This window comes from Bacillus sp. FSL R5-0439 (assembly GCF_038008805.1).
Classification (GTDB): Bacteria; Bacillota; Bacilli; order Bacillales; family Bacillaceae; genus Bacillus; species Bacillus safensis.
The window spans coordinates 649,748-670,305 of sequence record NZ_JBBOZW010000001.1; the positions used below are offsets into that span (position 1 = coordinate 649,748).

The following is a 20,558-nucleotide window of genomic DNA, read 5'->3' on the forward strand; positions in this document are numbered from 1 at the left end:
TTTGATCTTATATCCTTCCCATATAACGGTGGGGTGCCGACCTTAACTACATCAATCCTTTTCATTTCACTAAGGCTACTCTAAGGTGAGTTCCTTGCCTTTTGTTATTGCTTCTCATCAACCAGCAACTTTCTGAAAACATTTCGGCAAGTACTATTCCTTATCATCGCATTCTAATTTTTCTGATTTTTTCTATTATACCAAGTTTACAAAAAAGAGATAGGGATAGAGATATCTTTTTTAATTGATTTTTTTTGTCCTCTGATTGCTTATCTTCATTTTTAATCCTCTTCACCAAATAAAAATCCAAGGCCACAAATAAAGGTGAGTGAATTCATAGCGAACAATAAAATCGCACCAATTTTTTTCATGGCAATGAGCCTCCTCTTAAATTCAGTCTGCTAGCCTTCAAAATTTAAATTCACTGGTTCATCCTCTAAATCATCCACAGCGTTTTGTTCTGTCACTGGCACACTTTCATCTACCGTTTTAAAACTAAGTTCGTCCATCCAAATGTGACCTTGACCATGTAGTAACATGCCAAACGCAATCACTTCACTTTTTACTGGAACATCTAGAACTACACTAAAATGATTCCAGCCGTTTGTTCCTGTAATGGGACGGTTCATCATATTGTCAAACGCAAGAACTTCACCTGAAGAATGGTCAATTCTCATCCATAAACCAGCTGAACCTTTCACATCTTCGCTTTTGACAAAAGCAGAAAATTGAAGGCGTTCTCCTCGGTAACGATCAGACTTAATTTGCTGCATCAATGTCGCGAATCCTCGTGCTTTTTCATCCTTTGATTTCAGGTAAGCAGAGATAGTACCACTGTGTACAACTCTGTTATCCAAACCTGTTTCATAATCAGATGGTGTTTCTCCCGTCATAATCCAGCCAGTAGGGGTGTTCTTATTTGCAGCCATATTCGTTTCCTCCTTATCAATGACATTCCTTAGTAATCTCCGATAACGTGCGGGTGACATATCATAGATCTTCTTAAAGGCTCTAGTGAAGGATTCCTGTGAACCAAAACGATACTGCAATGCGATATCAATCGCCCTTTGGTCCGTATGGATTAAATCCTTCGCCGCTTGGGTCATCCGTCGTTCCCTTATATAATCCACAACTGATTTCTTAATCACTCTTTTGAACATACGGTGAAAGTGAAACCTAGAATAACCAGCGTGTTTCGCTAGAGTTTGAAGCGGTAAATCATCTTTCAGATGCTGTTCAATATAATTCAATGTTTCTTGAATCGTTTTCTCATGTTCTTGATAGGACAACCGAGCACCTCCCTGCCTTACGAGTTTAGTATAGCGGAAATGATCTTTAGGAGACTTGACTTTTTGTGCTATGTTGTAATTTTAGAACGGACCTTTTAGTCCTAGGTTCAGGACTGGGTATCCGTGTACTGGGTGGTTTCTGAAGAAGAACTTGAAGTCGTACGTGAATAAGGTTTAAATTGCCAACTTCGGCCTTGAACGCGACACCTGGTAATACTTCACGGTTCTCCCAGTCATCCGTAGAGTAGATGTCATGGGTGAATCATGGACATAAGACTACAAGATTGGTATCATCCTGTTACATTTATTGATGGTGTGAAAGAATTCATTGGGGCGTGCTTGGGAAGGTTTTCCCTCGTATCGTGAATGAAGTGGAAGCATATTAACTGAGGGAGTGGTAATAAAAAATAGAAAGCCTATAATTCTTATTTAAATAGATTATAGGCTCTTTTTCTTTTAAAAAAGGCAGTTATTAAAAAACTGCCTATACAACCAACTCAGGCATATATGAATTAACTCTATGTACTTTATTATTTTTTGTTGATGTGTAAAATGAATATCTCTGTGTATAATGTTTTCCTTGAATATCGTAAAAAGAAATATCAAATTCCCATTTCAATGATTCTGAAGGTTTTATTTCCATTTTATTTTTATCTATAGCAGTCAAATATAAACAAAATTCACTGTGATTATCAACACGTAAAACATCTGTATCAATAGGTTTACCGACTCCTAAAATGTCATAATCATCTTTATGCTTTCGTTGAAAGGCTGTAACTGTACCAATGTGTATATTATTAGGTTTACTATCTTCCTCTAAAATTTTCACATGAACAGAAAAAGCAATACCAGCACCTTGATTTATTATTTTGAAAGGAATAAAGATGTTATCATTGTTTTCTCTTTTCATTTCACCTTCAAATCTATGTATCTGATATTTGGGGATGAGAGATAGATATGGTAAATGATTCAAACGCTCAGTTTCTTTATTATTCTCCAGTTGTTCCTGATATTTTTCCTCTGCTTTTTCTAAACTCTCTTTATGCTCAATATGTTGTTGTTCCAGTGACCTTATATTTATTTTATTTGTGAAATAAAGAGTTATGAAACATGGTACTAGAGATGATACTATGATTTTAAAAATTTCTAACATGAAGATACCTCTTTCATTTTGATATGCTATGATGATTTTCAGGATATCGATGAATGTTTGTGTTTCAAACTTTTTAAACCACTCTTCTATCCACATGTTGCTTGTTTCTCCTCTGTCCAATAGAATTTTATTCGTAATCCCTCTTCAAAATCGCATACATAAACACATCATCAAACCCATTCTGACCAAAATCATACTCCCTCAATAAACCCTCTCGTACAAAATTAAAGTTCTCCAATAATTGAACAGAGGAAGTGTTTGCTGGATCAATAATCGCTTCAATCCGATTCAGGTTCATCTCCTGAAATCCATATCTCAACACCGCAGCAATCGCCTCGCTCATAATGCCTTTTCTCCAATGATCGTGATGCAATTCATAGCCAATTTCCGTGCGGCAGTGTTGTTTTTCCAAGTTAAGAAATCCACAGCTGCCGATGATCGCAGGATCATCTTTTAAAGAAATGCCCCACCGAATGCCTGTTTGTTCTTTGAAGATGTTGTCATACCACTGGATTTCTCCTTTTGTGTCTTCAATCGTTTTATGAGCATCAATTCCCATGTAGCGGCACACGGTTTCATTGGATAAGTAGATGTGCATATCCTCAGCGTCTTCGATCGTTGCTTGTTTTAAGATTAGTCTTTCGGTATGTATGGTTGGAAATGTTTGTGGAAAGTTGATTTTGTTCATTTGGTTATCCTCCTTGAGATGTCTTTTGTTCTGTACATGCCTTACAATAAAAAACCCCTTCATTCCTCAGCCAAGCCTTTACCTCTGTCATTCCGCGTCTCTTTGGATAGACGAGCTTGACGTACACTTCTTCGTTACCTTCTATCTTTTTCTGACAGCTAGCACAAACGGGTTCTTCAAATAGAAACAATCGGCATACTCCTTTTTGTAGATATTTCTTCCATTATATCAAATATGCAACATAATCTTTGTGGCCCGTTCTTCACTTTTTCTATTTTTGTCCGACATATGGTAAGGAAAAGAAATTTTAGTTTGTTGAAACCGTTTGAGAGAAAGCTTGCTCTAACAGGTGTAGGAGGTGTGGATGAGATGAAGCAAGTGCGTCTAATTAAAAAAGCACAAAAAGGGAATGTCCCGGCATTTGAGAAATTAATGCTGATGTATCAGGAGCGTTTATATAAAACGGCTTTTCTCTATACAAGAAATAAAGAGGATTCGTTAGATGCTGTTCAAGAGACGGTATTTAAAGCGTTTAAGCATCTATCTGGCTTAAAAGAACCGGCTTATTTTTCTACCTGGCTGACGCGGATTTTGATTCATACGATTTTTGCGATGAAGAAAAAGCAGCAAGATGTTGTTTCGTTTGAGCAGCAGCATGAAAGTGTTGAGCGACATGATTTTTTAGAAGACAAGCTCGATTTAAAAAATGCACTTGAAGTGTTAGATGAGCAATATCAGCTCGTGATTCAGCTATTTTATTTTCAAGATTATTCGATTACGATGATTTCTGAACAGATGGGTGTGCCTGAAGGAACGGTTAAAACTCATTTGTATCGAGCAAGAAAGTTATTAAAGCAAACATTGGAGAAGGAGGAGAGTGTCGATGGAACGAAAAGAAATGAAAAAGCTTTATGATGAGATTGATGTACCAAAGGTTGAAGTGACCTCTGCTGTTCGCCAAGCCATTGGGGATGTGAAAGCGGAACAAAAAAGACACTGGTTCAAATGGAACTGGAGAACGCCAATATACTCTGCCATTGTTCTCATCGTCCTTTACTTTTCATCAGGTTTCCTTTTTCCTTCTCTTAATACAGCGATGGCACGTGTCCCGATAGTTGGGCAATTTTATATGATGTTTCACGATAAAGTAGGAATGGCTCTTTTTCAGAGTGATTTGGTGAAACATGTCAATGAGGGGGCTGAATCAAGAGGAATTACTGTGAAAGTAAACAGTGTATACTATGATGCCGGGCGTCTTGTTTATACGTTTACTGTCGATCATTTGAATACAAAGGAAGATTCTGTACCATTCATCGTCAGCAACTTAGATCATATAAATGAAAATTTCCAACCGAGTTACGACAATCAGGAATTGAAAAAATTAAAGGATGGCCGATATCTTGGGCAAATGGAAGTCTATACAAATGGACAGACAATTAAGCAAGGTCAAAAAGTCCCACTCGTCATTTCAAAAATTGGAGATATTGTAGGGAATTGGCGTTTTGAATTACCTGTAGTGAAGCAAAAAACCACCTTACTAGCGGGACAAAAAGACGTGTCTATTTTAAATGGAAGTTATCAAATAAGAAACGTAAAGGTAGAAAATGGAGTGAATGGCTCTGCTATTCAATATGCCATTGATTACAATGGTTTTGCCAAAGATGATAGAGTTAGTATTGATAGAATGAAGGATAATTTAGGGAATGAGTATGAGCTTGAGATTGGAACCGTTTTAAGAAAAAAACAACTGACTTCTGACAAAACTAGAAAAGATCATTTGACAATTTTGAATCAGCCGATCAATCCAAAGGCGACTGAATTGACATTTTACACAGATGTGAGATACGAACGAGAATACAGCCACATCATTCCTCTCAAGACAAAGCTGCCTGTTCAGTTCAAAACAAAACACCATGGCATCGGAATCAAAATCATTAAGATAGAGCAAAAAGACCGTTCTGTGATTGTTGATTATCAATTTACTGGAGTAGATCAAAAAGAATTAGATCAGGATGTGATGGAGAATATAGGTGAATTCATTGGATTAGGCGATGTTGAAAAGATGAAATCATGGCCCGATCCACAAGCAGACTATGAAAGCGGATATTACTTGAAGGGGAACCATGCGAAGGTGACGAATTTAAAGACAGCTTCCATGCAATCCACCTTTGAATTTGATGATAAGAATTTAGAGACTTTATCATTAAACCATTTTTCTTTTAAAGAATATGGGCTTTATCTTGATTTGACTGAACTGAACATGTTGGCACCACAGAAAGCGATAAAGGTAACCATTCCAGTCAAAAAAGAAACTTCAAAAGCTAGTCAATAAATAAAAAAGCGAACATGATTACACATGTTCGCTTTTTGTCTGTTGTCCCACCATTCGATTCCGATTGAACGAGTACCGAATCAACATCAACGCCACAAAACTAGCTATCCCACCAATCCAACTTAAATTCGTTACATTTGTATACTGAATAATCACGCCGCCCATAGACGATCCGAGCATCATGCCGATGTTCATAATCGCTGTATTAAAGCTCAGCACGGTTTCTGATGCCAGGGGTTTAAGGGAGATCAGATAGTATTGCTTCGCTGGTGTTGTTGTCCATGTGGCGATGCCCCAAATGGCAAGCGTGATCAAGACGGTAATTGTAGAGAATTGCGTAAAGAATAAGGTAAAGAGAGCGAACATCTGAATCATGATGCTGATTGAGATCGTTCGGTTTGGTCCCCATTGATCGACGGCGAATCCGCCAAAACGTGAGCCAATAAAAGCAGAAATTCCTAAGACGAGCAAGGCAATGCTTGTCATTTCAAGTGAAAAGCCGGCGGTCTGTCGTAATAAAGGAGAGATATAAGCAAAGACCATCGTGTAGCCTAAGATCCAAAAGACGGTTGTGGCTAGGCCGCTGATTACCCTGCGGTCTTGAAGGATGTGTAATTGCTGCTTTAATGGCAGATGAGAATGTCCCTCTATGCGTGGCAGCAATTGATAAAGAAGCATGAAGAGACAAGCCGTACCTAGTGCAATGATGAGAAAAATATAGTGCCAATCCACTTGACCTGATAGAAATGTTCCAATCGGCACACCAAGTACGAGTGAAACGGTGAATCCAGTGATGACCGTCGCCATTGCACTTCCCTTTTTTTCTGGCGGGGCGATCTGCGCTGCATAATTCGTGGCAACGACAATATATAAGCCGCCGCTCATGGCCATGATGACGCGAGATAGCAGGAGCAGCACAAAATGATGGCTAAAAAAGGCGAGCAAATTGCCTAAAATAAACACAAAAATAGCCGCTAACAAAACCTTTTTTCGATTCAGTTTCGACGTTACCATGACTAAAAAGAGAGCGCCTACTGCATAAAAAAGAGAATAGACGGTGATGAGCTGTCCGGCAGCAGGAATGGAGATGTGTAAATCGACAGCAATGATATCTAGAATGCCTGACACGACGAATTCTGACGTGCCTGTGACAAATGAACCGACAGCTAAAAGAACAATCAATAGCTGATGAGATGTGTTTTTCATTTTGAACCCTTCCTTCATGTTGATACGTTGTCTTTAGTTTAAATTTCGTGCTAACATAAGTAAAATTGATGTTTTTCATGAAGGAGATGAGTAAATACTCATGAGCTTTGTTCGTTTTGATATTATCGCAAAAGTGGTGGAACTTGGCAGTTTTACAGCAGCAGCTGAAGCATTAAATATGACGCAGTCAGCTGTTAGTCATGCAGTGGCGAATTTAGAGTCAGAGTGGGGTGTGTCTTTATTCATTCGCGACCGAAAAAAGGGCATTATGCTGACGGACATTGGTCAAACGCTTCTCCCGCATATTAGAGAAGTGTTAAATAGAGTGGAGAAAATTCAGCAAGAAATTGCGTTAACGAAAAATATTGAAACAGGCTTGATTCGTATCGGCACATTTGCCAGTGCCTCTGCTTGTTTATTGCCTAAACTGCTTGTGAGCTATCAGAAAAAGCATCCAAAAATCGAATTTAAATTCTATGAGGGAACGTATGAAGAAATATTGGAGTGGCTGGATTCTGGCATCATTGATGTTGGATTTGTTGTGAAAGGCCATGCGGATGAAGCCTTTGATTTACTGCCGCTTATCAAAGATGAGATGGTGGTCGCCTATCACCCAAATCATCGATATGAACAGCAGCCCATTGTAGATATAACGGATTTGGCGGGTGAACCATTTATTATGCCGACTGGCATGTATCAATCACATGTAGAGGATATTTTTTCGGAGGCGCAAATGAAGCCGGCTGTTTTATTTGAAGTTCATGATTGTACGACCATTGCTCGTATGGTAGGGGAAGGACTCGGCGTCACGATTGGTCCGGAGTTGTTTTTAAAAACGCAGCAGCTTGTGCATGTTCGTCAGCTGAATGTCTCTCATCATCGTGAGGTTGCGCTCGCCTGTCCTTCACTCTCCCAAGCTTCTCCGGCAGTGAAAGAGTTTTTCCGTGTAGCCGAAACAGTATTTGCCAAAAGAGAAGGATTAGGAGAAGGGTGTATAAAGAACTAGATGTGAATTTCCAAATTCGTGTAATAAGACGAATGAAGCGGACATTTCTTTGAAAAATGTTCGCTTTTCGTATTGTGTTTTAAAAATGAAGTTGGTACAATAGACACAGAAATCAAATAGATAGAAGTCGTATAATCGCGGGGATATGGCCCGCAAGTTTCTACCAAGCTACCGTAAATGGCTTGACTACGTCAATTCACACTCGTTTGATATAAATCATGCATTGTTCTTGTTTTATGTCACAGTCTGAATTCACATATGTAGTCAAGCGTCCCAAAATTGTTGGGGCGTTTTTTATTTGACTAGTGAATGGGGCAGGCTAAAGCAAAAGGACATGAAGGGAGTCAGTTGGCTTGAAACAGTTTTTTCAGTTTGATGAGTTAGGAACGAATTACCGCAGAGAAATCATCGGTGGTTTAACCACATTTTTGTCGATGGCTTACATTCTGTTTGTTAATCCGATCACACTTGCATTAGTGTCGGTACCGGATTTTCCAGATAAATTACGTATTGATCAGGGCGCTGTCTTTACAGCAACGGCATTAGCTTCTGCTGCAGGGTGTATCCTGATGGGATTGATCGCCAGGTATCCAATTGCGATTGCACCAGGTATGGGTCTGAATGCGTTCTTCGCCTTTTCGGTTGTGCTTGGCATGGGCATTAAATGGGAAGCAGCACTTTCAGGTGTGTTTGTTTCAGGATTGATTTTCGTTGCCCTTTCTTTAACAGGTTTCCGTGAAAAAATCATCAATGCCATTCCAGCTGAGCTGAAGCTGGCGGTTGGTGCAGGTATTGGTTTGTTCATTACGTTTGTTGGTCTTCAAGGCTCTGGCATTATCGCCAATAATGATAATACGCTCGTTTCGATTGGGAACATTCATAGTGGTCCTGTCTTGTTAACGGTGTTTGGTATCGTTGTGACGGTCATTTTAATGGTTCTTCGAGTGAATGCAGGTGTCTTCATTGGGATGCTTGTGACAGCTATTGCTGGGATGATCTTTGGTCTTGTGCCAGTACCATCTCAAATTGTGGGAAGTATTCCAAGCTTGTCTCCAACCTTTGGTCAAGCCTTGATTCACTTGCCAGAAATTTTCTCCATCCAAATGCTTGTCGTGATTTTGACGTTCCTATTCGTTGGGTTCTTTGATACAGCTGGTACACTTGTGGCTGTGGCAACACAGGCTGGTTTAATGAAAAATAATGAGCTGCCTCGTGCAGGAAGAGCACTGCTAGCGGATTCTTCTTCTATTGTTGTAGGTTCTGTTCTTGGGACATCTACAACGACATCTTATGTTGAATCTAGCTCAGGTGTTGCTGCTGGTGCACGTTCTGGTTTTGCAGCGGTCGTCACAGGCATTTTCTTCTTGCTTGCGATGTTCTTCTCACCACTTTTATCCATCGTTACATCGAATGTAACAGCACCTGCTTTAATCATTGTCGGTGCACTGATGGTCGCTCCGCTTGCAAAGATTGCATGGGATCGCTTTGAAATTGCGGTACCAGCGTTCTTAACGATGATTATGATGCCACTGACATACAGTATTGCAACAGGGATTGCGGTTGGCTTTATTTTCTACCCGATTACGATGATCTTTAAAGGGAAAGCGAAAGAAGTGCACCCAATTATGTACGGATTGTTTGTCATCTTTATTCTATATTTCGCTTTCTTAAATCATTAATTGAACATCTGAAACAGCAGCTCATGAAGGCTGCTGTTTTTTTGTTAAAAAAATCAAAACATAGTTGACTTATAGGAATTATGTGTTTATGATAAAAAGACATAATTCGCTGATTGGATCACCAAAGGCGCTTTGATTTCCTTTTTTAATAGAAGGTTTCAGGGTGCCTTTTTTTCTTGCATACATTCAAAAGGGGAGGAGATGTCTTTTGTCACGCTGGCTTAGACAGGTGATTGAACGAAAAAAGCAGGTGCTGATTCAAAAGCTCCTTTTATGGGGGCATGAAGAAAAGCAGGAAGCGCTCATGCATTACACGATTCATGAGCTGGAAAATGAGGTTCTCTATTTAAAAGAACGAAAACAAAAATAGGGGGATGAGCGATGGATGAACAAAAGCTGAATTATATTTTATCTGCCTTAAAAGGGATCGACTATGGATCAGTGGTCATCACCATTCATAATGGACATATTACACAGGTCGATACGACCAAAAAGACTCGGTTCCCCGCTCATCAGGAGAATCTCCGAGTTCAGCAAGGAAAGCGGAGTCACTATCGTTCATGAAGGATTGCAAGGTGTTAAAAAGCTGATGGAGGCCGTCAGCTTTTTTGTTTTGTCTTATTTTCTCTCCGTTTTAAAACCTCTGCTGGCTTTTATCCGTCTATTCGTATGAACGTCAAGGAATCTTGACTGAATAGAGAGACTCCGCTACCTTAAGAGGAGTCATCCGAACAGTTCATTTACTTGAGCCTGTAAGGATTGGATAGGAGTTGATATGAGATGTTAGAGAAAGATCAAGATCAGGGGACATCTGAAAAGAAAAATGAAGAGTCATCAATAGATCAAGAAACAAGGCAATCCCGCCTCAGCCGCAGCGCTGCAAAACGTGGAAGAACCTCAAAATCAGCAGATGATGAGCGTTCAACCATCCAGCGTATGCTGCAAGGTGTAGGAGGCGCGTTTAAACGCTATGGTTCATATGGACTGGCGATGTTAAAATCACCGAGCCAGGCCATCAATCAAGCGGAAACATTGCGTATGAAGTACGCCTGGATCTCGATTGTGTTATTCAGTGTGTTTTTTGCTTTAGGCAACTATGTTCAATTAAAGGCGTCAAAAACCCGTTTATTAGGCTTTGGCATTCATTATTCTTTTGGTGACGCCTTTTTGAGGGTTGCAGTCTTTACACTCATTGTGTTGACATTGATGATGCTCACTGTCTGGCTGCTCGGAAAATACATGCTAAAAGGAAACATATCACTGAAAGAAGTGATCATGAAGTTTGGTGCTGCGCTTGTGCCGGTGTTGGTTTTATCCATCCTTTGGCTTGTATTTGCCATGCTGAATATTCCATATGTGACCGTCATATTATCCGTGATGATGTTTGTCGGCCTTCAGTTGATTGCGGTCGTGCTCTTTCGCTCGATTCAATCGGAGCATGATGCCGAACGTGGAGATTTGATGTATGCGGGCTGGGTCTTTTTATTGGTTGAGCTTGTCATCATCGCGCTGCTCTGGGGCATAGTCGGGGAGTATTTGATTCCATCACTTGTTCCTGTTCGATTTGGATAAAACACACATGAAAACCTCCTTTTTTGAAAAAGGGGGTTTTCATGTTGAGAAGAGAAAAAAACGGGTAAACTCTTGGTAACAAACACCACCCTTGTTGTCGAAAGATATATGTGTTTTGATCGCGTAAATTTGATTGTATCAAGGTATGTTCTCTAGTAGAATATGGGGTGCTTTATTTGATTTTTTAGTGCAGGGGGTTCGAATCGTGCTTCAACAACTTTTATCCAATGCGTTCACCATGGTTTTAATCATTTTAGTGATTAATATTGTCTATGTTTCTTTTTCCACCATGCGTTTGATTTTAACAATGAAAGGCAGACGGTACGCAGCTGCTTTTGCGGGTACGATCGAAATGCTCATTTATGTCATTGGGTTAAGTATCGTTCTAGATAACTTAGATCAAATACAAAATGTCATTGCGTATGCCCTAGGTTATGGAATGGGGATCATTGTCGGGATGAAAATTGAAGAGAAGCTGGCACTTGGCTACACAACTGTTAACGTGATCACAAAAGAATTGGATGTCGATCTCCCAAGACAATTGAGAGAAAAAGGATATGGTGTCACCAGCTGGGTAGCAGGCGGTCTTGAAGGAGACCGGACAGCATTGCAAATTTTAACACCGAGAAAATATGAACTGCAATTATATGAAACGATTAAGACGCTGGATTCAAAAGCGTTTATCATTTCATATGAGCCGAAATCGATTCACGGCGGCTTCTGGGTGAAGGCTGTGAAGAAAAGGAGAATTAAAGAATGACCGCAAAACCAAAGAAGAAAAAATTCTATGTGGAAGACAACATGACGATTGATCAAGTGTTGTCCCAGATGGCGGCGGAAGGCTACTCGCCTGTCCGACGAATGGAGGAACCGATTTTTCAAGAAAAGAAGGAAAATGGGTCGATTCAGATCATTCCGATTGGGAAAAAAATCGTATTTGAAGGGAAAATAGTCTAAATCCGAACATTAAAACGACGACTTCATAGATTGTTCGATAAATCCGTTGACATCATGAACATCCGTTGTTAAGATAAACATGAAATCAAAACACGAGCCTCATATAATCTTGGGAATATGGCCCATAAGTTTCTACCCAGTTACCGTAAATGACTGGACTATGCAGGATAGTGAACAAAACTGACATGGCAATTCAAAAGCGAACAGCGCTTACCATGGCCCGGTTTGTGTTGCTTCCTAACAATGCAATGCAAATCGGGCCTTTTTGTTCGGCGTTTGACAAGCTGCTTAGGTTTGGGAAGCGTGTCAAACGATACAAAATCGAATATCAGCTTAAAGGTGGGGACAAAATGAAGCCGCTTGTAGGTGTCATCATGGGAAGTACATCTGATTGGGAAACAATGAAAAATGCGTGCGACATCTTAGAGGAATTAAACATTCCGTATGAAAAACAGGTAGTATCCGCACACCGGACACCTGACTTGATGTTTGAATATGCGACTGAAGCAAGAGGTAAAGGACTAAAGGTCATCATTGCCGGTGCTGGAGGCGCAGCACATTTACCGGGGATGGTCGCAGCAAAAACGACACTGCCGGTCATTGGTGTGCCTGTACAATCAAAAGCACTAAACGGTCTGGATTCCTTATTATCCATCGTTCAAATGCCAGGCGGTGTCCCAGTTGCTACAGTAGCAATTGGCAAAGCCGGTGCAACAAATGCAGGCCTTCTTGCCGCACAAATGATTTCAGCATTTGATGAAACAATCGCAGCTCGCCTTGAAGAAAGAAGAGAGCAGACAAAACAGACTGTACTAGAAAGCAGTGATCAGCTTGGCTAAGCAGACCATTTTTCCAAACGCAACCATCGGTATCATTGGCGGCGGACAGCTTGGCAGATATATGGCTGTCAGCGCAAAGCAAATGGGGTACCGGGCAGCAGTTCTAGACCCGGTCACACAATCTCCTTGCGGACAGGTTGCCGATACAGAAATCACAGCCGCATATAGTGATCTTGAAGCGATTCGAAAGCTGGCAGAAATCAGCGATGTGGTGACTTATGAGTTTGAAAATATCGATTATGATGCACTGAATCAGCTGAAGGAAGAAGCCTATTTACCACAAGGAAGCGACCTTCTTCTTTTAACTCAAAATCGTGAGACCGAGAAAAAAGGGATTGTAGACGCAGGCTGTGAAGTAGCACCTTACCGCATCATTCATAATGAGAAAGAGCTGGAAGATGCAGTAGACGTGCTCGGTTTGCCAGCCGTGCTGAAAACATGCAGAGGCGGCTACGACGGAAAAGGACAGTACGTCATCAAAGAAAAAGGACAGCTTCAGGAAGCAGCTGCACTTCTCACACATGGAACTTGTATTTTAGAAAGCTGGGTTCCATTCCAAATGGAGCTTTCGGTGATCGTCACTCGTTCTGTTCATGGAGAGATCGCAGTATTCCCAGTCGCTGAGAACATTCATAAGCATAATATTTTGTTCCAAAGCATTTTACCTGCAAGGGTAGAGAACCGCATTCAGGAGAAGGCGAAAGAACTGGCAACAACACTGGCTGAAAAGCTAGGGCTGGTTGGTACCCTTGCTGTAGAACTGTTCCTGACAAATGACGGAAAGCTGCTCGTCAATGAACTGGCACCACGCCCGCATAATTCTGGTCATTATACGCTCGATTTATGTGAGACAAGTCAGTTTGAACAGCACGTCCGCGCTATATGTGGTCTACCGCTTGGCGGTACAGCCCTTTTATCAGAGGGAATGATGGTGAATTTATTAGGCGATGAAGTGGACATTCCAAAAGAGCATCCTGAGCTTCTCAAAGAAGCGAAGCTTTATCTATATGGAAAGCATGAAGTAAAAGCCGGCCGCAAAATGGGGCATATGACGTTTATGAAACAGCTCGATGATGAATGGATGACAAACATCACAAAGATATGGACTGAAAGAGATGGAGGAAACGGGAAATGATCGAACGTTACGCACGACCAGAAATGTCAGCAATCTGGACAGAGGAAAACAAATTTAATGCATGGCTTGAAGTAGAAATTCTCGCTTGTGAAGCTTGGGCAGAGCTTGGCGTCATTCCGAAAGAAGACGTTGTGACAATGCGCAAAAATGCAAGCTTTGATATTGGACGTATTCTGGAGATTGAACAAGACACGCGCCACGACGTGGTTGCCTTTACGCGTGCTGTATCTGAATCTCTAGGAGAGGAAAGAAAGTGGGTTCATTACGGATTAACATCGACAGACGTAGTGGATACGGCGCTTTCATATCTATTAAAACAGGCGAATGATATCTTGCTCAAGGACATTGAGAGATTTGTTGACATACTAAAAGAAAAAGCAAAAGAGCACAAATATACCGTCATGATGGGCCGTACACACGGTGTACACGCTGAACCGACAACATTTGGCCTGAAGCTTGGTCTTTGGTACGAAGAAATGAAGCGTAACCTAGAACGTTTTAAACAAGCAAAAGCTGGCATTGAATACGGCAAAATCTCTGGAGCTGTTGGCACATATGCGAACATCGACCCGTTTGTTGAGCAATATGTATGTGAGAAACTTGGCATCAAAGCTGCACCAATTTCAACCCAAACCTTGCAGCGTGACCGCCATGCAGATTACATGGCTACTCTTGCTTTAGTCGCAACGAGCATTGAGAAATTTGCTGTTGAAATTCGTGGTCTACAAAAGAGTGAAACACGTGAAGTAGAAGAGTTCTTTGCAAAAGGACAAAAAGGATCATCAGCGATGCCGCATAAGCGTAACCCAATCGGTTCTGAGAATATGACTGGGATTGCCCGTGTGATCCGTGGATATATGCTGACAGCTTATGAAAATGTGCCGCTTTGGCATGAGCGTGATATTTCTCATTCATCTGCTGAGCGCATCATTTTACCAGATGCTACGATTGCACTGAACTATATGCTCAACCGTTTCTCAAACATCGTGAAAAACTTGACGGTCTTCCCTGAGAACATGAAACGCAACATGGACCGCACACTTGGCTTAATTTACTCACAGCGCGTTCTTCTTGCCTTAATCGATACAGGCATGGCACGTGAAGAGGCATATGACACGGTTCAGCCAAAGGCAATGGAAGCGTGGGAGAAGCAAGTGCCGTTCCGTTCATTAGTAGAAGCAGAAGAAAAAATCACGTCACGTTTAACACCTGAACAAATCGCTGACTGCTTCGATTACAACTATCATTTGAAAAATGTCGATATGATTTTCGAACGTCTAGGTCTTGCGTAAGAAATGGGTCGCCTGCTCGCCAGGCGCCCAATCCTGAAAATTGCCAACATTCAAATTAGGAGGCCAACCTGAATGACTGTGAAACAAGAACTTCTCTACGAAGGCAAAGCGAAAAGAATTTATCAGACCGATGACGAGCATATTTTATATGTTGAATATAAAGACTCAGCTACAGCATTTAACGGCGAAAAGAAAGCTGAAATCGAAGGCAAAGGCAGACTGAACAACGAGATTTCAAGCTTAATCTTTCAAATGCTGCATGAAAAGGGGGTCAACAATCACTTTGTAAAACGCCTCTCTGAAACAGAACAGCTCATTCAAAAGGTACAGATTGTTCCGCTTGAAGTCGTTGTACGAAATGTAGTGGCGGGCAGTATGTCAAAACGCCTTGGCATTCCAGAGGGAACGAAACTGGACACACCTTTGATTGAGTTTTACTACAAAGATGATGCGCTCGGCGATCCGCTCATTACAGAAGATCATATCCGCATTTTACATGCAGCGACACCTGAACAGGTAGAGGAAATGAAACAGATCACAAGACAAGTGAATGAAGAATTAAAGCAAATCTTCTCAGACTGTCATGTGAATTTAATTGATTTCAAGCTTGAATTCGGAATAGATCACGAGAATCGTATTTTGCTAGCTGATGAGATTTCACCTGATACGTGCAGGCTTTGGGACAAAGATACAAACGAAAAGCTTGATAAAGACGTGTTCAGACGAAACCTGGGCGGCTTAACGAATGCATACGAAGAAATTTTCAAAAGACTTGGAGGCCATAAACATGTATAAAGTGAAAATTTTTGTCAGCTTAAAAGAGAGCGTTCTTGATCCACAAGGAAGTGCCGTGCAGCACGCTTTGCACAGCATGTCTTATCAGGAAGTAAAGGATGTCCGTATCGGTAAATACATGGAGCTTGTCATTGAAAAATCAGATCGTGATTTAGACACAGTCGTCAAAGAAATGTGCGAAAAATTACTTGCCAACACGGTGATTGAAGATTACCGCTATGAGGTGGAGGAGGTTGTCGCACAGTGAAGTTTGCAGTGATCGTCTTGCCTGGCTCTAACTGTGATATCGATATGTACCATGCGATTCAAGATGAGCTAGGTGAACAAGTTGAATATGTATGGCACGACGAAACGAGTCTTGACGGATTTGACGGTGTACTCGTACCAGGCGGTTTCTCTTATGGGGATTACTTAAGATGTGGTGCGATCGCCCGCTTCTCAAACATCATGCCGGCGGTGAAGAAAGCAGCTGAGGAAGGAAAACCTGTTCTTGGTGTTTGTAACGGGTTCCAAATTCTTCAGGAGCTAGGCATTCTTCCGGGTGCGATGAGACGAAATAAAGACTTGAAGTTTATCTGTCGACCAGTTGAACTCATTGTAGAAAACAACGAAACGCAATTTACAAGCGGTTATCAAAAAGGCGAATCCATTACGATTCCTGTAGCGCACGGTGAAGGCAACTTCTACTGTGATGAAGACACTTTAGCGAAGCTCATTGAACGCGGCCAAATCGCTTTCACTTACGGAGACGATATTAACGGCAGTGTGAATCGAATTGCAGGTGTAACGAATGAAGAGGGCAATGTACTCGGCATGATGCCGCACCCTGAGCGCGCGGTTGATTCATTACTAGGCAGCGCAGACGGACTTAAATTGTTTCAATCTATCGTGAAAAATTGGAGGGACACTCATGTCACTACTGCTTGAACCAAGTCACAAGCAAATTAAAGAAGAGAAATTGTATCAGCAAATGGGATTGAGTGATGAAGAATTCGCTTTAATCGAATCCATTATTGGCAGGCTGCCAAACTACACAGAAACGGGTATTTTTTCTGTCATGTGGTCAGAGCATTGCAGTTATAAAAACTCAAAGCCTGTTTTAAGCAAATTCCCGACAAAAGGAGAACATGTCCTTCAAGGTCCTGGGGAAGGCGCTGGAATCGTTGATATTGGAGACAACCAAGCGGTTGTATTTAAAATCGAATCACATAACCATCCATCTGCGATTGAACCGTATCAAGGAGCGGCGACAGGTGTCGGCGGAATTATCCGTGATGTATTCTCCATGGGTGCGCGTCCAATTGCTGTATTAAACTCTCTTCGTTTTGGTGAACTGACTTCACCGCGCGTGAAGTACTTGTTTGAAGAAGTAGTGGCAGGGATCGCAGGCTATGGAAACTGTATCGGAATTCCAACAGTCGGCGGAGAGGTTCATTTCGATCAAAGCTATGAAGGCAACCCGCTCGTGAATGCAATGTGTGTTGGACTAATCAACCATGAAGACATCAAAAAAGGGCAGGCCAAAGGTGTTGGCAACACGGTCATGTACGTTGGGGCCAAAACGGGACGTGACGGAATTCACGGTGCAACATTTGCATCTGAGGAATTTTCTGATGAATCAGAAGAAAAACGCTCAGCTGTTCAAGTCGGTGATCCGTTTATGGAAAAACTGCTGCTTGAAGCGTGCCTTGAAGTCATCAAAAACGATGCACTCATTGGGATTCAGGATATGGGAGCGGCTGGCTTAACAAGCTCAAGTGCGGAAATGGCGAGTAAAGCAGGTTCTGGTATCGAGATGAATCTAGATCTCATCCCGCAGCGTGAAACAGGCATGTCAGCATACGAAATGATGCTGTCTGAATCTCAAGAGAGAATGCTTCTGGTCATTGAAAAAGGTCGTGAACAAGAAATCATTGATATTTTTGAAAAATATGATCTTGAAGCGGTATCAGTCGGTCATGTGACAGACGATAAAATGCTTCGTTTACTCCATCAAGGTGAAGTGGTATGTGAGCTTCCTGTTGACGCTCTTGCAGAAGAAGCGCCGGTTTATCACAAACCGTCAAGTGAGCCTGCCTACTACCGTGAGTTTTTAGAAACAAAAGTTGAAGCACCTGCTATCACAGATGCAGCAGACACGTTAAAGCAGCTCCTTCAGCAGCCAACGATCGCAAGTAAAGAATGGGTCTATGATCAATATGACTACATGGTTCGGACAAATACAGTCGTTGCACCAGGCTCTGATGCGGGCGTTTTAAGAATCCGTGGAACGAAAAAAGCCCTTGCGATGACAACCGATTGTAACGCTCGTTATCTCTACCTTGATCCAGAGGTCGGCGGGAAAATCGCAGTCGCAGAAGCAGCACGTAACATTGTGTGCTCAGGCGCTCGTCCACTTGCAGTAACAGATAACTTAAACTTCGGTAACCCAGAAAAACCAGAAATTTTCTGGCAAATTGAAAAATCTGCTGACGGTATTAGCGAAGCGTGCCGCAAGCTAAGCACACCAGTTATCGGTGGTAACGTCTCTTTATATAACGAATCAAATGGAACAGCCATTTACCCAACACCAGTCATTGGGATGGTTGGTTTGGTTGAAGATACAGCTCATATTACGACGCAGTCGTTCCAGCAGGCTGGCGATGTAATTTTCGTGATTGGTGAGACGAAGGAAGAATTCGCAGGCAGTGAGCTACAAAAGATGACAGAAGGCCGTATTTACGGAAAAGCACCGGAAATTGATTTGGATGTAGAGCTCACGCGTCAGGAAGCCCTTCTTGCTGCGATTCAAAACGGACTTGTTCAATCAGCACACGATGTGTCTGAAGGCGGTCTTGGTGTCGCACTTGCTGAAAGTACATTTGGAACAGACGGTCTTGGCGCTCATATCCAAATGGATTTAAACAGCGCAGCTTCATTATTTAGTGAAACACAGTCACGTTTTGTTGTCACAGTGAAACCAGAGCACCGCGAAGCGTTTGCTGCGGCTGTCAAAGATGCGAAAGAAGTTGGAACGGTCACAAATGATGGTGTATTCACCGTCAAAAATCAAGAAGGACAACAATGGATTCATGCAGCGGTCAATGAACTTGAACGCGCATGGAAAGGAGCGATCCCATGCTTGCTGAAATCAGAGGCTTAAACGAAGAGTGTGGCGTCTTTGGGGTTTGGGGACACGAAGAAGCCCCGCAAATCACATATTACGGATTGCATAGTCTTCAGCACCGAGGACAAGAAGGTGCGGGAATCATTGCAACAGATGGTGAAAACCTGACGGCACATAAAGGCCTTGGACTGATTACGGAAGTCTTTCAAAACGGTGAGCTAAAGGATTTGAAAGGAAAAGGTGCAATCGGACATGTCCGGTATGCGACAGCAGGCGGAGGCGGCTTTGAAAATGTGCAGCCCCTCTTCTTCCGCTCGCAAAACAACGGCAGTCTTGCCCTTGCTCATAATGGGAACTTAGTGAATGCAACGCAATTAAAGCAGCAGCTAGAGAACCAGGGGAGTATATTTCAGACATCTTCTGACACTGAAGTGCTCGCTCATTTAATTAAACGCAGCGGCTATATTGAATTGAAAGAGCAGATCAAAAATGCTCTGTCCATGCTTAAAGGAGCATATGCTTTCTTAATTATGACGGAAACTGAAATGATTGTGGCACTTGATCCGAACGGCTTACGTCCGCTTTCACTTGGTATGCTTGGGGACGCTTATGTCGTTGCTTCTGAAACATGTGCATTTGACGTTGTCGGCGCCACGTATTTACGAGATGTGGAGCCTGGCGAAATGCTGATTATTAATGATGAAGGCCTCAAATCTGAGCGCTTCTCCATGAATATTAACCGCAGTATGTGCAGCATGGAATACATTTATTTCTCAAGACCTGACAGCAATATCAACGGTATCAACGTGCATAGTGCGAGAAAGAACCTTGGCAAAAAGCTTGCTGAGGAAGCGCATGTCGAAGCAGATGTTGTGACAGGAGTACCAGATTCTAGTATTTCTGCAGCGATTGGATATGCCGAAGCAACAGGTATTCCATATGAGCTCGGTTTAATTAAAAACCGTTATGTCGGCAGAACCTTTATCCAGCCGTCTCAAGCACTGCGTGAGCAGGGCGTGCGCATGAAGCTGTCTGCTGTGCGCGGGGTCGTCGAAGGAAAGCGTGTCGTGATGGTGGATGATTCCATCGTACGCGGAACAACAAGCCGCCGCATTGTGACGATGCTAAGAGAAGCGGGTGCGACGGAAGTCCATGTCCGCATTAGTTCACCGCCAATTGCACATCCGTGTTTTTATGGAATTGATACGTCCACACATGAAGAGCTGATTGCTTCTTCTCATTCAGTGGAAGAAATTAGACAGGAAATCGGTGCAGACTCCATTGCCTTTTTATCTGTAGACGGTTTAATGGACGGGATTGGCAGAAAGTATGATGATCCGCAGCGCGGTCAATGCTTAGCATGCTTTACTGGGAAATACCCGACGGAAATTTATGAAGATACTGTTCTTCCGCATGTGAAGGAAACAGCACTGATGAAATAATCGAATAAAGGAGCAGCAGTCAAGATGATTTGATATGCTGCTCTTTCATTCTGCTGAAAATAAATGG

At 42.0% G+C, this 20,558-nt stretch carries 22 protein-coding genes, 2 riboswitches and 1 other annotated feature (1 of these 25 cut by a window edge); of the genes, 17 read left to right on the forward strand and 5 right to left on the reverse strand.

The features are described 5' to 3' along the window. Positions 1-176: a binding site (T-box leader), on the reverse strand (it extends 88 nt beyond the left edge of the window). Positions 177-401: 225 nt separating this feature from the next. The 4 genes from NST59_RS03215 to NST59_RS03230 form a co-directional block, all read right to left on the reverse strand. Beyond that, positions 402-1,289 carry a helix-turn-helix domain-containing protein gene (locus NST59_RS03215; protein WP_341040057.1) on the reverse strand — a complete coding sequence of 296 codons (888 nt, stop codon included), beginning with the start codon at positions 1,287-1,289 and terminating at the stop codon, positions 402-404. Between the two features lie 484 nt (positions 1,290-1,773). Further along, complete coding sequence (locus NST59_RS03220; protein ID WP_341040060.1) at positions 1,774-2,538, reverse strand: hypothetical protein; 765 nt, start codon at positions 2,536-2,538, stop codon at positions 1,774-1,776. A 31-nt stretch (positions 2,539-2,569) separates the two neighbouring features. Continuing rightward, complete coding sequence (locus NST59_RS03225) at positions 2,570-3,130, reverse strand: GNAT family N-acetyltransferase (RefSeq protein ID WP_341040061.1); 561 nt, start codon at positions 3,128-3,130, stop codon at positions 2,570-2,572. Between the two features lie 4 nt (positions 3,131-3,134). Then, the gene (locus NST59_RS03230; RefSeq protein WP_099662976.1) at positions 3,135-3,320 is read right to left on the reverse strand and encodes a Fe3+ hydroxamate ABC transporter substrate-binding protein; all 186 of its coding nucleotides are present in this window, start codon (positions 3,318-3,320) and stop codon (positions 3,135-3,137) included. Positions 3,321-3,499: 179 nt separating this feature from the next. Between NST59_RS03230 and NST59_RS03235 the strand changes: the two genes are divergently transcribed. Next, the gene (locus NST59_RS03235) at positions 3,500-4,045 is read left to right on the forward strand and encodes a sigma-70 family RNA polymerase sigma factor (RefSeq protein ID WP_341040063.1); all 546 of its coding nucleotides are present in this window, start codon (positions 3,500-3,502) and stop codon (positions 4,043-4,045) included. After that, a complete protein-coding gene (locus tag NST59_RS03240) occupies positions 4,014-5,462 on the forward strand; it encodes a DUF4179 domain-containing protein (RefSeq protein WP_341040066.1) in 1,449 nt (482 codons plus the stop codon). The genes NST59_RS03235 and NST59_RS03240 overlap by 32 nt, the downstream gene beginning before the upstream one ends. An 18-nt stretch (positions 5,463-5,480) precedes the next feature. Here NST59_RS03240 and NST59_RS03245 read toward each other — a convergent pair whose 3' ends face one another. After that, positions 5,481-6,668, reverse strand: a complete 1,188-nt coding sequence (locus tag NST59_RS03245; RefSeq protein ID WP_341040067.1) for an MFS transporter — start codon at positions 6,666-6,668, stop codon at positions 5,481-5,483. Between the two features lie 100 nt (positions 6,669-6,768). Between NST59_RS03245 and NST59_RS03250 the strand changes: the two genes are divergently transcribed. From NST59_RS03250 to purF, 15 genes are all read left to right on the forward strand, one after another. Then, the gene (locus tag NST59_RS03250) at positions 6,769-7,674 is read left to right on the forward strand and encodes a LysR family transcriptional regulator (protein WP_268465631.1); all 906 of its coding nucleotides are present in this window, start codon (positions 6,769-6,771) and stop codon (positions 7,672-7,674) included. 107 nt (positions 7,675-7,781) lie between these two features. Then, a riboswitch (purine riboswitch) is annotated at positions 7,782-7,883 on the forward strand. 144 nt (positions 7,884-8,027) lie between these two features. Continuing rightward, entirely contained in the window at positions 8,028-9,353 is a 1,326-nt protein-coding gene (locus NST59_RS03255) for an NCS2 family permease (protein WP_034282847.1), read from the forward strand. 208 nt (positions 9,354-9,561) lie between these two features. Next, entirely contained in the window at positions 9,562-9,723 is a 162-nt protein-coding gene (locus tag NST59_RS03260; RefSeq protein ID WP_166644707.1) for a hypothetical protein, read from the forward strand. Between the two features lie 11 nt (positions 9,724-9,734). Continuing rightward, entirely contained in the window at positions 9,735-9,917 is a 183-nt protein-coding gene (locus NST59_RS03265) for a YezD family protein (RefSeq protein WP_034282845.1), read from the forward strand. Between the two features lie 216 nt (positions 9,918-10,133). Then, on the forward strand, positions 10,134-10,925 hold the full coding sequence (locus tag NST59_RS03270) for a hypothetical protein (protein WP_260775412.1): 792 nt from the start codon (positions 10,134-10,136) through the stop codon (positions 10,923-10,925). Positions 10,926-11,130: 205 nt separating this feature from the next. Further along, positions 11,131-11,685 carry a DUF2179 domain-containing protein gene (locus tag NST59_RS03275; protein ID WP_024424505.1) on the forward strand — a complete coding sequence of 185 codons (555 nt, stop codon included), beginning with the start codon at positions 11,131-11,133 and terminating at the stop codon, positions 11,683-11,685. Next, positions 11,682-11,882 carry an NETI motif-containing protein gene (locus NST59_RS03280; protein WP_012009137.1) on the forward strand — a complete coding sequence of 67 codons (201 nt, stop codon included), beginning with the start codon at positions 11,682-11,684 and terminating at the stop codon, positions 11,880-11,882. The genes NST59_RS03275 and NST59_RS03280 overlap by 4 nt, the downstream gene beginning before the upstream one ends. A 79-nt stretch (positions 11,883-11,961) precedes the next feature. Next, positions 11,962-12,063, forward strand: a riboswitch (purine riboswitch). A 169-nt stretch (positions 12,064-12,232) separates the two neighbouring features. After that, entirely contained in the window at positions 12,233-12,721 is a 489-nt protein-coding gene (purE, locus tag NST59_RS03285) for a 5-(carboxyamino)imidazole ribonucleotide mutase (RefSeq protein ID WP_039183007.1), read from the forward strand. Then, on the forward strand, positions 12,714-13,856 hold the full coding sequence (gene purK / locus NST59_RS03290) for a 5-(carboxyamino)imidazole ribonucleotide synthase (protein WP_144491784.1): 1,143 nt from the start codon (positions 12,714-12,716) through the stop codon (positions 13,854-13,856). Before purE ends, purK begins: the two co-directional genes overlap by 8 nt. Then, positions 13,853-15,148 carry an adenylosuccinate lyase gene (gene purB / locus NST59_RS03295; RefSeq protein ID WP_024426701.1) on the forward strand — a complete coding sequence of 432 codons (1,296 nt, stop codon included), beginning with the start codon at positions 13,853-13,855 and terminating at the stop codon, positions 15,146-15,148. Before purK ends, purB begins: the two co-directional genes overlap by 4 nt. 72 nt (positions 15,149-15,220) lie before the next feature. Next, entirely contained in the window at positions 15,221-15,943 is a 723-nt protein-coding gene (gene purC, locus NST59_RS03300; RefSeq protein ID WP_039176936.1) for a phosphoribosylaminoimidazolesuccinocarboxamide synthase, read from the forward strand. Further along, positions 15,936-16,190: a phosphoribosylformylglycinamidine synthase subunit PurS gene (purS, locus tag NST59_RS03305; RefSeq protein ID WP_003214349.1), complete on the forward strand. Its 255-nt coding sequence runs from the start codon at positions 15,936-15,938 to the stop codon at positions 16,188-16,190. Before purC ends, purS begins: the two co-directional genes overlap by 8 nt. Continuing rightward, positions 16,187-16,870 carry a phosphoribosylformylglycinamidine synthase subunit PurQ gene (gene purQ, locus NST59_RS03310; protein WP_024424510.1) on the forward strand — a complete coding sequence of 228 codons (684 nt, stop codon included), beginning with the start codon at positions 16,187-16,189 and terminating at the stop codon, positions 16,868-16,870. Before purS ends, purQ begins: the two co-directional genes overlap by 4 nt. Next, complete coding sequence (purL, locus tag NST59_RS03315) at positions 16,854-19,085, forward strand: phosphoribosylformylglycinamidine synthase subunit PurL (RefSeq protein WP_327842445.1); 2,232 nt, start codon at positions 16,854-16,856, stop codon at positions 19,083-19,085. The genes purQ and purL overlap by 17 nt, the downstream gene beginning before the upstream one ends. Beyond that, positions 19,061-20,491 carry an amidophosphoribosyltransferase gene (gene purF / locus NST59_RS03320; RefSeq protein ID WP_341040077.1) on the forward strand — a complete coding sequence of 477 codons (1,431 nt, stop codon included), beginning with the start codon at positions 19,061-19,063 and terminating at the stop codon, positions 20,489-20,491. The genes purL and purF overlap by 25 nt, the downstream gene beginning before the upstream one ends. Positions 20,492-20,558 lie beyond the last annotated feature (67 nt).